Raw genomic sequence first — 12,436 nt, 5'->3', positions numbered from 1 at the left:
CGGAGCGACCCGCGAAACGAAGCGACCCGCGAAACGAAGCGACCCGCGAAACGAAGCGACCCGCGAAACGAAGCGACCCGGGAAACGAAGCGACCCGGGAAACGAAGCGACCCGGGAAACGAAGCGGGGACCGGGCCTTCGGCCCGGTCCCCGCTCTCGCCCTGGGGTCACCGCAGCGTGTCGAGCCGCGGGGTCATCTCCGTCGTCACGGCGTCACAGCGCCATGGCGTCGCTGAGTCACCGAGCCGCGGCGTCACCGGAAGCCGCCGTTGTACGCGGCGTCCTCGCCGGAGGCATTGGTCGCCGTGATCGTGTACGAGTCGCCATCGGCGTTCCGCGCCGAGTCGTGCGTGAACTGGCTCGCGAACTGGTACTCCCCGGGCGGCAGCACCGCGCCGTCCTGGAGGCTCCACCGGTACACCAGGAAGCCGCCCTCCTCGGAGACCGCGGCCTCGGTGAACCGGCTGTTGTTCGTGGAGTACGAACCGGTGTCCACGACGCCCGCGCCCACGGCCACCTTCAGCTCCACGGTCACCGCCGTCAACTGGTCCTCGTTCTCCAGCACCAGGTTCGACTGCGTCCAGTAGTCGTTGCTCCCCTTGTCGACCGAGGCGTCGATCTCCAGCCAGTCGGCCTCGGGGTCGCCGGGCGCGTCGGTGCCGGCCGAGCCGGTCTCCTCGCCCGTCTCCGACTCCGCGTCGTCGGTCGGCGTGGAGGTAGCGCTCTCTGACGAGCTGGTCTCGGGGTCCTCGTCGTCCGGGGTCGTCGCTCCGGAGGTCCGGGTCGGCGGGTCGACGCCGGGCGGCTCAGGGGTCGGGTCGACGACCGGGCCGAGCCCGATGGTCTGCCCGAGCAGGACGATGCCCCCGAACAGGACCACCGCCGCACCCGTGGCCATGGCCAGCAGCGGCACCCGCAGGCGCGAGCGCACCGGCTCGGCGCGCCCCGCCCGCGTCTCGCGCATCCCGTCGGACACGCGCGACCACATGCGGTCGCGGTCGGGCTCGAACTCCTCGGCGGTCACCCGGAGCCGGTCGGGCAGGTCGTCGTTCACCACTGCACCCCGTTCCGTATCGCCGCCCACGCCGACCCCTCGCCGCCCTGCGGACCGAGGATCCGGCGCAGGTCGGCGAGTCCCCTGGAGGTCTGGCTCTTGACGGTGCCGATCGAGACGCCGAGCGCCTCGGCGGTCTCGCGCTCGGACAGGTCGAGGGAGTGCCGCAGGATCACGCAGGCCCTCCGTCGCAGCGGCAGCATCGCCAGCGCGGCGCGCACGTCCACCATCGCGGCGGCGTCCGGGCCGTCGGCCGCCTCGCCCGGGCGCTGCCAGAACAGCGTGTTGCGGCGCCGCTCGCGCACGGCGGCGCGGATGCGGGACTTGGCGAGGTTGGCGACGATGCCGCGAGCGTAGGCGATCTGCGATCGGGCCCGCCGGGCCTGGTCCCATTGGCGCCAGACGGCGAGCATCGCGTCGGAGGCGAGGTCCTCCGCGGCGGTCCGCTCGCCGATGAGCAGCCACGCGAAGCGCGCCAGCTCGGCGTGATGCCGTTCGAAGAAGGCGCGGAAGGCCTCTTCCTCCAGCTTGGCGGGGCCGTCCAACGGGGGTCCTTCTGATGCGGGTCGATATCGGGGAGGCGGAGAGTCTAGCAACCCAACCATCGCACCCTCGCATTCTGGCATATGTGCGGGCGCAGGCACCCCCGGTGCCTGCGCCCGTCGGCTGTCGTCCAGTAGCACAGCCATGGCAGGAAAGCCCTTCAGTCAACCTCTCGTGGAATGCGGGGACGCCGTGCTCGTGCCGGTCGTTGTCGGCCCGGCGGTCCGGAAGAGCCCGCCTGGCCGCGGCACGGGTTCCGTCGCGTCCTTCGCCCCGCGACGGGACCTGACGTCCCCGCCCTGTGTATGAAGATGGTGGGTGCGACGGAGCCGGGTTGTCGCACCGACATGTGGTTGCCGCGGAGGCCCCGAAGGTTGCCATGGATTTGAATATTTCTTGGATTGATTTCCTGGGCCGGTGTTTCCGCAGGTCGGCGCGGCCCACGGTGGAGCGGAACCGTCAGCCGATGGCGGCGGGGGTGCCCAGGAAGTCGGCGAAGAGGCCGTCGAAGACCGCGCCGCGGTCGAAGCGCATCGCGTACGCGCGGGCGCGGGCCGCGACGGCCTCGCGTTCGGCCGGGCCCATCGCGACCGCCCGGTCCAGGGCCGCCGCGAGCGCGGCCCGGTCGGCGGGCGGGACCTCGATCGCGGTGTCCCCCACCGCTTCGGGAATGCCGCCGGTGCGGGTGGTGATGACCGGGCCGCCGCCGGCGAGCATCTTCTCGACCAGGGCGATCCCGAAGGTCTCCACGAACTCGGGGCGCGGCTTGGACGGCAGCGCGTAGGCGGCGCAGCCGTTCATGAGCAGCGGCTTCTCCTCGTCGCCGACGTCGGTGAGGAACACGATCCGCTCGTCGCCCGCCGCGAGGGCCTTCGTCTCCTCCAGGGCCGGGCCGTTGCCGGCGATGACGAGCCGGTGCGTGGCGCTCGCGCCGGAGGCGCGGTAGGCGGCGATGAGGTCGTCGGCGCCTTTGGCCGCGGCCACGCGGGAGAGGAAGAGCAGGTAGCCGTCGCGCTGGAGCCCGCGCGCGGCGAGCGCGCCCTCCACCGCGGCCGGGTCGAGGTCCACATAAGCGCCGGCGTCGACGGCGGGATAGGAGACCTGGACGCGGGCGGCGACCTCGTCGGCGAAACGGGTGCCGCAGGCGGCGTCGACCTGCCGGGCCGATTCGAGGATGAGCTCGCGCGTGTAAGCCGAGACCGCGACGCACCGGTCGTTGGCGAGGTAGGTGGTGAACAGCGACGCGGCCGCGCCGAGCGCGCCGTCGGCGATGCACGAGCGCACCACGTTGGTGATGTCGGAGCCGACGGCCTCGGCGATGGTCGTGACGTCGGCGGCGAGCCCGGCCGAGCGGACCGCCCGGAGCGCGTCGACGACCGCGTTCGCGTGCGGGGTCAGGTACATCGACATGCACACCGTCGGCACGCCGTCGGCGAACAGCTCGAACAGCCGCCCCGACAGGCCCAGGAGGTGGCGGCCGTCGGGGACGCGGTAGTCCCCGACCGGCTCGGGCCGCTCCACGGTGATCCCCGCCGAATACGGCAGGAGCTCGTCGAGCGGTTTGAGCGGCAGCCCCGCGGCCTTGAGCGCCGCGATGGGCCAGGTCACGATGCGCACGTCGTCGAAACCGCGGTCGAGGGCCACCTCGGCGAGGCCGCGGGCCTCGGTGGCGTGGCCGCAGATGACCGGGTCGGCGCGGACGACGATGACGAGGCGCCGCCGTGCGGCGCGGGAAGGCTCGATCACGGTAGGAACTCCTGGTGCCGGGCCCCGCCCCGGCTGGGGTCGGGGCGGTCGGAGGCGGACGGCGGGCGCGTCTTCGTCGCCCAGTCGGACGGTTCGGGGCCGAGGTCGATCTCCAGGCGCCCGCCGCCGTGCAGTTGATTGCCGGTGATGAAGCTCTGGTCCAGCGGCCTGCCGTTGAAACGGGCCGACTGCACGTACTGCGGCCTCCCGCCCGCCGCGTCCGCGCCGATGCCGGACTCGACGTGGCCGGTGGTCTCCAGCTCGAAGTCGTTGCCGCCGAAGCGCAACTGCGCGGCGGCGAACGCCGGCGCGTTGACCAGGAACAAGTTCTGGCCCGCGACGGGGAACAGCCCCAGCGACGCCCACACGTACCACGACGAGAGCGCCCCGGAGTCGTCGTTGCCCGGCAGGCCGCCCCGGCCCGTCCCGAACTGATAGGCGAGCGCGGCGTGCACAACCTCGGCGGTCCGGTCCGGACGCCCGGCGTAGTGGTAGGCCCACGGGGCCTCCATGTCCGGCTCGTTGTTCAGGCCCTCGAAGCGGTTGAGGTCGTTGCCGATCGCGAACTCGGGCCCGAACGGCGGCACGCCGAGCTGCGTCACCGGCTCGGCGCCGAACCCGAAGAACCGGTCGAGCATCGACACGAACTCCTTGTCGCCCCCGGCCAGGTCGATCCGCGAGGCCATGTCGTGCAGGAGCCGGAACGAGTAGTTCCACCGCCCGCCCTCGTAGAAGCTCGAATCGCGCAGCAGCCCGTCGGGACCGAACGCGTTGACCCACGCGCGGGCCTTCGCCTCCAGTTCGTCGGCGAGCTTCAGATCCCCCAGGCCCCGCGCGACGATCGCGGTGCACCAGTACCCGGTCGCGAGGTCGAGCGTGTGGCTGATCGGATGCACCACGCCACGCTCGGAGAAGTCCTCGCCGTAGCCGCGGCGCAGGTCGTCCTGCATGTGGACGAGCGCCCAGTCCCATTCGAGTCCTTCGAGGCCGAGCTGGAAGCCGTCGGCGAGCACCGTGTGGGCCAGCGCCGAGGCCTGCCGGAAGAACCGGTCCGAGCCGCGCGCCATCCGGTACCCGATCGGCAGGTTGCCCTCCTCCTCCGCGATGCGCACCAGCGACTCGAGCATCCCCGCGCCCTTGGCCGGGTTCAGGGCCGTGAGCAGCGGGAACTGCGTCTTGTACATGTCCCACATCGTCGCGATGTCGAACACGAACGGCCCCTTCGAAGGCCAGAACGGGCTCTCGTCCTCGGCGAAGCACGGCTTGATGAGGGAGTGGTACAGGCTCGTGGCGAACACCGTGCGCCGCTCGGGCGTCCCGCCCTGCACCTCCACCTGGGAGAAATAGGAGGACCAGGCGTCGCTCGTCGCCTCACGGGTCCGGTCGAAGGCGTAGTCGAACCCCGCCCCGCCGGGAAGGGCCTGCTCGAGGTTGCGGCGGGCCTGGTCGGTGCCGCGCATCGAGAAGCCCATGCGGATCTCGACCGTCGTGCCCGCTCGGGCCGGGCCCATGAACATCAGGCCGAAGGGCCGCAGCGTGGTGCGGCGGATGTAGTCGAAGTCCAGCCGGGTCCCGCCGTCGACGCGGCGGCGGTCGTACCAGACCAGTTGGCGCCAGCCCGGCGCGTCCGCGTCGACGTACACCGACAGCGGGATGCCCTCCATGACCACCGTGCCCTGCGCGCAGCCCTGGCCGAGGCTCTCGAGCCCGGCCCGCAGCGGCACGGTCGTGCCGTGCTCGATCGCCAGGCCGCCGTAGGAGAAGTCGAGGACGACGCGGGCCGAGGAGGCCTCGGGGAAGGTGTAGCGGTGCACCGCGGTTTTCTCGCCGACGGTGAGCTCGCAGCGGATGCCGTTGTCCAAGGTCGCGGCGTAGTAGCCGGGCTCGGCGACCTCCTCGTGGAGGCGCCAGCGGGTGCCGAGGGCGTCGAGCGGCTCGATCATCGGGGTGACGCGGAAGTAGTTGTAGTACTTGCGGATCGCGCCGGTGCCGGACTGCTGGAAATGGGTGAAGCCGCTGGCGAGATAGTCGTCGAAGACCGCCGAGGGGGCGCCCTCGGTGGAGATCCCATAGCGGCCGTAACCGGTGGGATAGGCGCCCGAGCAGGCGCAGGCCGAGACCATGCCGAGCGGATGGCAGGCGCCGGGGTGCGTGTTCCCGACCTGCGCCTTCGGCCACCACCAAGTGGCGGCCAGCCCCTGTGCCGCGGGCAGTTCGGTAGCAGCGGTACCGATGAACGGGTCGACGGAGTCCAAGATGCGACTGAGATTAGAGCTCATTCGTCACATCCTCGTTACGCCGGAATGAACGCGCAAGGAGAAGCCCGCACTGAACCCGCGTAGTGAGTGGCAGCAGTTCGTCAGGTCTGGCGAGTTACGGCTCCCGCTGCGCCGTCGTGCGGTACGACCACGATCTGTACTTCGTCTTCGTAGACCACACGGCCAGGATCGGCAGAACGTACAGTCCGGCACTCGACACCGTGGGCGGTCAGGATCTCCAGGTAAGCGGGCACCCGCTCGATGAGGTGCGTGGCCGAGGATTTGAACCAGGCCGCGGCCCCAGGGTTCACCTCGTGGTCATAGACGGTCGGGTCCACCGTCGAAGGGTCGGGGTAGGCCTCGTTGTACCAGTCGTTGTTCCGGCGGCGGAACGACTCCTGTTCCTCCGTCAATTTCCCCTCTTTCGCGAGAGTGTTGACCAGCCCGAACACTCCAGTGAAGTGGCCTCGCTGATTCCGTTGCACCGCTTGGAACCTCACGTAGTGGATCGGGTCGGCACCGCTGTTGTCGATCATGCCCATCGAGAAATCCTCCCACCGCAGGCACCGGCCCGGCCAGCCTGCACCTGGAGCCCGCACGCGGTCTCCCGGGCCCGCAGCAGCGGGCTCGCGAAGACCGCCCTAAGGCCCTTGTCCCGCAGCCACACCCCGGCCCGCTCCGCCTGCTCCCGGCCGCGCCCGGTCAGGCCCGGGTCTCCCGGCAGACGCCGCTTCTCACCGTGCTGCACCACGTAGACCGTTCCCATCGCCGCAGCGTACCGGGGCCGGTACCGCTGGCCCCACCATGTTTTCGGCGGTCTGCATCAATGTGCGGCAACGGGAAACTTCATAGCGTTGCCTCCATGAGCACCGCATCCCCCACCGCACCGGCCCGGCACCGCCGCACCGGCCGGACCTCCCTCAACGACAGGGCCGCCGCCTCCGGCCTGGCCCTCACCTCCGGCGACCGGCGCTGGCACCGCCCCCTCGTCGTCCTCGGCATCGCCTGCGGCCTGGTCGCCCTCGCCTCGCTCGCCGCCGTCCCCTTCGACGACCGCACCCTCATGGGCGAGAGCGTGTGGATCAAGGCCTTCAAGTTCGGGTTCTCCTTCTTCGCCTACTGCCTCTCGCTCGCCTGGCTGCTGTCGCACATGACGCGGCTGCGGCGCACCGGCTGGGTCTTCGGCACCCTCTTCGCCCTCATCAGCGCCGCCGAGGTCGCCGTCATCGTCGCCGCCGCCGCGGCCGGCACCTACAGCCACTTCAACACCTCCGAGGACCCGTTCAACCAGGTCGTGCAGCTGGCGTTCCAGTTCGTGCCGGTCATGTTCATGGCGAACGCGGCCATAGCGGTCCTCGTCCTGTTCCAGCGCATCGGCGACCGGGCCGTCACCGCCGTCGTCCGCTGGGGGCTGCTCCTGTCGAGCCTGGGCATGTTCGCGGCGTTCTTCATCGTCACCGTCGGCGGCCAGGGCGAGCGCACCGTCCTGGACGGCAACGGGGACGAGGTCGCGCTCAACGCCGGGCACGGCGTCGGCGACCTCGACGGGAACGGCATGTTCCTCACCGGCTGGTCCACCACCGGCGGCGACATGCGCGTCTCCCACTTCATCGGCCTGCACGGCATCCAGGTGCTCATCGGCCTCGCGATGCTCCTGGGCTACTTCGCCGCCCGCAGGGCCTGGCTGCGCGACGAGAAGGTCCGCGCCGCGGTCGTGCGCTGGTTCGCCCTCGGCTACCTGGGGATCTTCGCGACCACGGCGTGGCAGGCCGTGCGCGGCCAGTCGTTCATCGCCCCCGACGCGGCCACCCTCGCCGCGTTCGCCGCCTCGGCGCTCGTCGCCGCGACCGGGATCGCCTTCACGATCCGCAAGGCCCGCAGGGCGGACCCGCTTCCCGGCGCGGTCGAGGCCCGCGTGCCCGCGAACGCCTCCCGATAGCGCTTGCACAGTGGCGTTGCGCCGGGGTCGGGACCGCCGTAGGCTGGTCCCGGCCCCGGACCCGTCCCCATGGAGGCAGCCCGCATGGAACCCTTGCGCCCCAAACGACTCCACCCCGGCGACACGGTCGCCATCGCCGCCCCCTCGGGCCCGGTCCTGCCGGACCCGCGCAAATCCCTCGACGCCTCCGTGGCGGCCCTGGAGGGCATGGGCTTCGACGTCCGCGTCTCGGACCTCGCCAAGGCCGGCGGCCACCACTTCTGGCGCTCGGCCCCGCCCGAGGCGCAGGCGGCCGAACTCAACACCCTGCTCGCCGACCCCGACGTGCGGGCGATCATCCCCTTCGACGGCGGCAACGCCACCTCCGCCTACCTCGACCGCATCGACTACGACGCGATCCGCCGCGACCCCAAGCCGCTCCTGGGCTTCAGTGACATCACCGCGCTCCACCTCGCCTTCCACTCCCAGACGGGCCTGGTCGGGATGCACGCCGACTTCGCGCCGGGCCTGAGCGCGCACTTCTGGGACGCCGGCCCCGAGCGCCACGCCGTCGTCCGCGACCTGGTCCGCGGGCTGCTCACCGGCGAGATCGACGAGGTCGCCCTCCCGGCCCACAACACTTGGGAGACCTGGAAACCCGGCTCGGCCACCGGGCGACTGGTCGGCGGGCTGCTCGACCGGCTCATCAACGTGCAGGCCTCCCCGTACGCCCTCGCCCCCGAGACCTGGGACGGCGCGGTGTTCTTCTGGGAGGACGTGGGCCGCAACCTCGGCCACGTGTGGAACCAGCTGCACGTCCTGCGGATGCAGGGGGTCTTCGACCGGATCGGCGCGATGGTCGTGGGCATTCCCATCGGGATCTCCGACCGGGACCTCCCCGACGGGACCCTGGTGGGCGTCAAGGAGATCGTGCTCGACGTGCTGGAGGGCCGCGACCTCCCCGTCCTCGCCGGAGTCGACTTCGGACATACCGGGCCGAACCTGCCCATGCCGATCGGCACGCTGGCCGCCGTGGACGCCACCGCGCGGGAGCTGCGGCTCCTCGAGTCACCGGTCGCCTAGACGTTTTCTGCACGAACGGGTTGCCGACGCAATTCTTACCGCCTTAGCGGTTGCTTTCTTGTGGACCTTCGGGCACGGTTGGTAGACATGAGGATCCGAACCGGAGGCCCCGCAGACGCCGATGAGATCGTGCAGGCCAAGAACGCCTCCTGGCGTGCCGCCTACTCCGGCATCGTCGCCGCAGAGTTCCTGGCAGGACTGCCCGAAGAGCCCGGCGACTCGTTCGTGCGCTCCCTCGCCGCCCGGCGCGAGCACGTGCTGACCCTGGTGGCCGAAAAGGGCCCCAACGTGATCGGTTTCGCCACCTTCGGCTGGGACCGCCGCGAGTGCACCGAGGAGGCCGCCGGCCCCGGCGAGCCCGGCGAGGTGTGGGCGATCTACGTCCAGCCCGACCATTGGGGACGCGGCGCCGGCTACGCGCTCCTGCGCGAGGGCCACCGCTGGCTGGGCGAGCGCGGCCTCGCGCCGATCCGGGTGTGGGAACTGGTCGGCAACACGATCGGGCGCGGCTTCTACGAGCGCTACGGGTTCACCGCGGACGGCGAGACCGCGGAGCTGGAACTGGGCGGGCGCGCCTACCCGCTGGAGCGGTTGAGCCTGCCGAAGGACCGCCTCGCGCCGGACTTCGGCTGAGGCCCGGCCGGAGCGGGTCCGGCCCGGGCCCTCGCCCGGAGGTCAGCGCACGACCGCGAAGACCTGCTTCTGGATGCCGTTGCGGTAGACCTCGTGCTCGACGAGCGACAGCTTCGCGGCGTCCTTGTCGGCGTCGCTGAACAGGCGCCTGCCCGCGCCGAGGAGCTTGGGGAAGACCAGCAGGTTGTACTGGTCGACCAGTCCGGCGTCGGCGAGGCTCTTGCCGAGGGTGGCGCTGCCGTGGACGCTGATCGGGCCGCCCTCGGTCTCCTTGAGCGCCGCGACCTCCTCGACCGAGCGCAGGATCGTGGCCGGCCAGCGCTCGTCCTGCTCCTTCAAGGTGGTGGAGACGACGTAGCGGGGCATGGCGTTGTAGCCGGCGAACTCCTCGGTCATGGTGGGCCACACGGGGGCGAAGGCCTCGTAGGAGACGCGGCCGATGAGGAGCGCGCCGGCCTCGTCCTGCTCGCGGGTCTTCAGCTCGTAGGCCTCGGGGACGAATTCGATGTCCTTGAACGTCCAGCCGGTGTTGCGGTACCCGGGCTCGCCGCCGGGCGCTTCCATGACGCCGTCGACGGAGACGAACGCGGTGACGATGAGCTTGCGCATGGCGGGCCTTTCGGTAGCGGGGATGCGGGTGCTTCCTCCACTATGACGACCGGGCCCGACAGGATTCATCGCATTCGCCGGATCGTCCGCGACGCGGTGAATCCTATAGGATCAGCGGCGGCGGTCACGGCAGGCGCAGGTGCGCGAGGACCGGGGCGTGGTCGCTGCCGGACTTGTCGAGGACCTGCCAGTCGAGGACGGCAATGCCCTCCTCGGCGATCACGTGGTCGAGCGCGATCGCGGGCGGGCGCAGCAGTCCCCACAGGCGGCCGCCTTCGGTGGGGCGCCAGGTGGCTTGGAGCCCTTTGCCGGTGGCCTCGGCGGCGTCGACGTAGCCGGCGGCCAGGAGGTCGCGCATGTTGTCGTGGTCGAGGGTGGCGTTGAAGTCCCCGGCGAGGATCCACGGGATGCCGCCGTCGGGCAGCGGCAGGGCGGCGAAGTCCGCTTCCCACAAGGGCATCCGGTCGGGGGAGACTGGCGCGGCGGTGTGGACGGCCATGATGCGCACGCGGTCGGCGCCGAGGTCGACCTCGGCGCCGATCTGGTGGAAGATGCCGTTCCGGCCCACCGATTCGAGGCGTACGAGGGGGTGCGCGGAGTACAGGCCGGTGCCGACGGCGAGCTCGTCGGGTTCGAGCACGGTGTGGGGCAGCAGGTCTTCGAGTCCGAGTTCGGCGAGCCCTTCGGCCGCACCGGGAGTGAGCTCCTGGACGCTGAGGAGGTCGGGCCGGTGCTCCTCGACGAGTGCGACGACCTTCGCCAGGTCCGTCTGGCCCACATAGAGGTTCACCGACATCACCGTGATCGCGGTGCCCGCGGCGGCGGGCTGCTCGTCGGCGAGGACGCGCGGGACGAGCACCGCGGCCAGGGCGAGGACGGCGACGCCGGTCACCGCGGCGGCGAGCCAGTGCCGCAGGGCCGCTTGCAGTCCCGCGCCGACGAGGGCGGCAATGACGAAGTAGGGCACGAAGGCGACGGTAGTCGACAAGAGCCAGCCGGTCTCGAGTCCGAAAAGCCGAACCAAGGTATAGACGACGACTCCGGCGGTCCCGGCCCAGGAGAGGAACCGCAGCGGGCGCGACCGGTGCCAAGGCCGGCGCGGCGAGGCGTCGGTCGCATCGTGCGCGGCGGAGACCACTTCGGCGTCGGTCATGAACAGGAAGGCTACGGCCCCGCGTCCACACCGGCCCCCCGCGTACCCCGTCTCACATGAGACCCATTGCGCACGAGGCAATTCGGTGGACAGCAACATGCGAGAGGCTGTCATATTATGGGGTCATCTCAAATCGCTCAACGTGATCGGAGAACGCATGTTCGGTGAGGAAGCCATCGCGCAGCAGTTGTCGGACGCTCGGGCGGCGCTGCGCGACGCGGTCGAATCCCCCGAGGCGAACCAGGTCGAACCGGTGACGGTCGAGGGCGCCGACGGGCTCCTGCGCGTGACGGTCGGCCCCGAGGGCCGCATCGACGAACTCGAGGCCGACCCGAGCATCATGCGCTCGGGGTCGCAGTTCGTGTTCGAGGAGGTCAAGCGGGTCGTTAACGCCGCCTTGGACGAACGGGCCCAGGCGATGGGCGGCGACGAACCGCCGCCCGACCTCGAGGCGATCAACGAGTCGATGGCGGAGATCCAGGACCGGTCCCTGCGCCAGTTCCAGGCGATGAGCGCCTCGATCAGCGACGTCATGAGCAAGCTCCACGGGAGCCGATAGCCATGGCGAGCTTCGACATCGATCCCGACTCCTTCCACCAGGCCGCCGACCGGCTCGACGCCGCGAAGGACGAGGTCCAGGGCCTCCTCGACCAGTTCACCGGCGCGCTCGACCAGTTCGCGGACGCCTTCGGCGGCGACGAGATCGGCATGCTCGTCGGCATCGCGCACCAGGCGTGCACCGAGGCGCTGACCGAGTGCTTCTCGACGAACATCGAGGAGCTCGCCGACTACGCGCAGTCGGTCCGGGAGATGGCCGAGAACCACCAGGCCGCCGACGACGAGGTGGCCCAAGTCTTCAACGAGCTGCTCGGGGAGCTCGGAACCTGATCGCGCCCCGCCCCCGGAACTGAGGAGGTACCTCCCTGATGGGCCTGCAACTGCCCTCGGAACTCGCCGGACTGCTGAACATGCTCGGCTACAACTGGCCGGAGTCGGACGAGGAGTCGATCTTCAACCTCGCCGGCGAGTGGACGGGCATGGCCGACCAGATCTCCGGCCGGGTCGAGTCGCTGAACGCGGCGGCGAGCACGCTGCTGGACAACAACTTCGGTGCGGAGATCGACGCTTTCCGCTCCGAGTGGGACGACGCGGAGTCGGCCGTGCGGAACATCGCCGACGCCGCGAACCCCACCAACCTCATCAACATCGGCCTGACGATCGCCGCGGGCGTGGTGCTCGCGTTGAAGGTCCAGGTCATCGTGCAGCTGGTGATCCTCGCCTTCCAGATCGCGCAGGCCATCGCGACCGCGGCGGTGACCTTCGGCGCCTCGCTCGCGCAGATCCCGATCTTCAAGATCATCACCGGGATGATCGTCGACCAACTCATCGGCATGGCGATCGACATGGTGCTCAATGGCTAGGGCACGGAAGGCGCGGAA

14 protein-coding genes are annotated in these 12,436 nt (G+C 70.8%); 6 read left to right on the top strand and 8 right to left on the bottom strand.

Features of this window, described 5'->3' with window-relative positions:
* Positions 1 to 253: 253 nt before the first annotated feature.
* The 6 genes from IF12_RS0116825 to IF12_RS27295 all read right to left on the bottom strand — a co-directional run bounded on the left by IF12_RS0116825 (position 254) and on the right by IF12_RS27295 (position 6,367).
* The gene (locus tag IF12_RS0116825) at positions 254 to 1,054 is read right to left on the bottom strand and encodes a hypothetical protein (RefSeq protein WP_133884083.1); all 801 of its coding nucleotides are present in this window, start codon (positions 1,052 to 1,054) and stop codon (positions 254 to 256) included.
* The gene (locus tag IF12_RS0116820; RefSeq protein ID WP_231492633.1) at positions 1,051 to 1,599 is read right to left on the bottom strand and encodes a SigE family RNA polymerase sigma factor; all 549 of its coding nucleotides are present in this window, start codon (positions 1,597 to 1,599) and stop codon (positions 1,051 to 1,053) included. The genes IF12_RS0116825 and IF12_RS0116820 overlap by 4 nt, the downstream gene beginning before the upstream one ends.
* 457 nt (positions 1,600 to 2,056) lie before the next feature.
* A complete protein-coding gene (locus tag IF12_RS0116815) occupies positions 2,057 to 3,343 on the bottom strand; it encodes a glycosyltransferase (RefSeq protein ID WP_133884084.1) in 1,287 nt (428 codons plus the stop codon).
* Entirely contained in the window at positions 3,340 to 5,622 is a 2,283-nt protein-coding gene (locus tag IF12_RS0116810; protein ID WP_081913691.1) for a glycoside hydrolase domain-containing protein, read from the bottom strand. The genes IF12_RS0116815 and IF12_RS0116810 overlap by 4 nt, the downstream gene beginning before the upstream one ends.
* Positions 5,623 to 5,702: 80 nt before the next feature.
* A complete protein-coding gene (locus tag IF12_RS0116805) occupies positions 5,703 to 6,143 on the bottom strand; it encodes a hypothetical protein (RefSeq protein WP_035749400.1) in 441 nt (146 codons plus the stop codon).
* On the bottom strand, positions 6,134 to 6,367 hold the full coding sequence (locus tag IF12_RS27295) for a histidine phosphatase family protein (protein ID WP_030160419.1): 234 nt from the start codon (positions 6,365 to 6,367) through the stop codon (positions 6,134 to 6,136). The genes IF12_RS0116805 and IF12_RS27295 overlap by 10 nt, the downstream gene beginning before the upstream one ends.
* A gap of 96 nt (positions 6,368 to 6,463) precedes the next feature.
* Here IF12_RS27295 and IF12_RS0116795 point away from each other — a divergent pair, with 96 nt between their 5' ends.
* The 3 genes from IF12_RS0116795 (at position 6,464) to IF12_RS0116785 (ending at position 9,235) form a co-directional block, all read left to right on the top strand.
* Positions 6,464 to 7,540 (top strand): hypothetical protein, encoded by a 1,077-nt coding sequence (locus IF12_RS0116795; RefSeq protein ID WP_081913690.1) that lies wholly within the window; start codon positions 6,464 to 6,466, stop codon positions 7,538 to 7,540.
* An 84-nt stretch (positions 7,541 to 7,624) separates the two neighbouring features.
* Positions 7,625 to 8,602, top strand: coding sequence for an LD-carboxypeptidase (locus IF12_RS0116790; RefSeq protein ID WP_197034768.1), 978 nt, complete (start codon positions 7,625 to 7,627; stop codon positions 8,600 to 8,602).
* A gap of 87 nt (positions 8,603 to 8,689) precedes the next feature.
* Positions 8,690 to 9,235, top strand: a complete 546-nt coding sequence (locus tag IF12_RS0116785) for a GNAT family N-acetyltransferase (protein WP_081913689.1) — start codon at positions 8,690 to 8,692, stop codon at positions 9,233 to 9,235.
* A 42-nt stretch (positions 9,236 to 9,277) separates the two neighbouring features.
* On the opposite strand, the gene IF12_RS0116780 is transcribed toward IF12_RS0116785, so the two are convergent.
* Both IF12_RS0116780 and IF12_RS0116775 read right to left on the bottom strand, forming a co-directional pair.
* The gene (locus IF12_RS0116780; protein WP_030160412.1) at positions 9,278 to 9,844 is read right to left on the bottom strand and encodes a dihydrofolate reductase family protein; all 567 of its coding nucleotides are present in this window, start codon (positions 9,842 to 9,844) and stop codon (positions 9,278 to 9,280) included.
* A gap of 124 nt (positions 9,845 to 9,968) precedes the next feature.
* A complete protein-coding gene (locus tag IF12_RS0116775; RefSeq protein WP_051704515.1) occupies positions 9,969 to 10,997 on the bottom strand; it encodes an endonuclease/exonuclease/phosphatase family protein in 1,029 nt (342 codons plus the stop codon).
* Between the two features lie 157 nt (positions 10,998 to 11,154).
* Here IF12_RS0116775 and IF12_RS0116770 point away from each other — a divergent pair, with 157 nt between their 5' ends.
* From IF12_RS0116770 to IF12_RS0116760, 3 genes are read left to right on the top strand one after another with little or no spacing between them, the layout of a single operon-like run.
* Complete coding sequence (locus IF12_RS0116770) at positions 11,155 to 11,556, top strand: hypothetical protein (protein WP_030160408.1); 402 nt, start codon at positions 11,155 to 11,157, stop codon at positions 11,554 to 11,556.
* Between the two features lie 2 nt (positions 11,557 to 11,558).
* Positions 11,559 to 11,885: a WXG100 family type VII secretion target gene (locus IF12_RS0116765; RefSeq protein WP_030160406.1), complete on the top strand. Its 327-nt coding sequence runs from the start codon at positions 11,559 to 11,561 to the stop codon at positions 11,883 to 11,885.
* 38 nt (positions 11,886 to 11,923) lie between these two features.
* A complete protein-coding gene (locus IF12_RS0116760) occupies positions 11,924 to 12,418 on the top strand; it encodes a hypothetical protein (protein ID WP_030160404.1) in 495 nt (164 codons plus the stop codon).
* Positions 12,419 to 12,436 lie beyond the last annotated feature (18 nt).

This window comes from Glycomyces sp. NRRL B-16210 (genome assembly GCF_000719515.1).
In the GTDB taxonomy this organism is placed as follows: Bacteria; Actinomycetota; Actinomycetes; order Mycobacteriales; family Micromonosporaceae; genus Glycomyces.
Note: the sequence above shows the minus strand (reverse complement) of the source record. Positions and strands in the feature narration are given on the sequence as shown.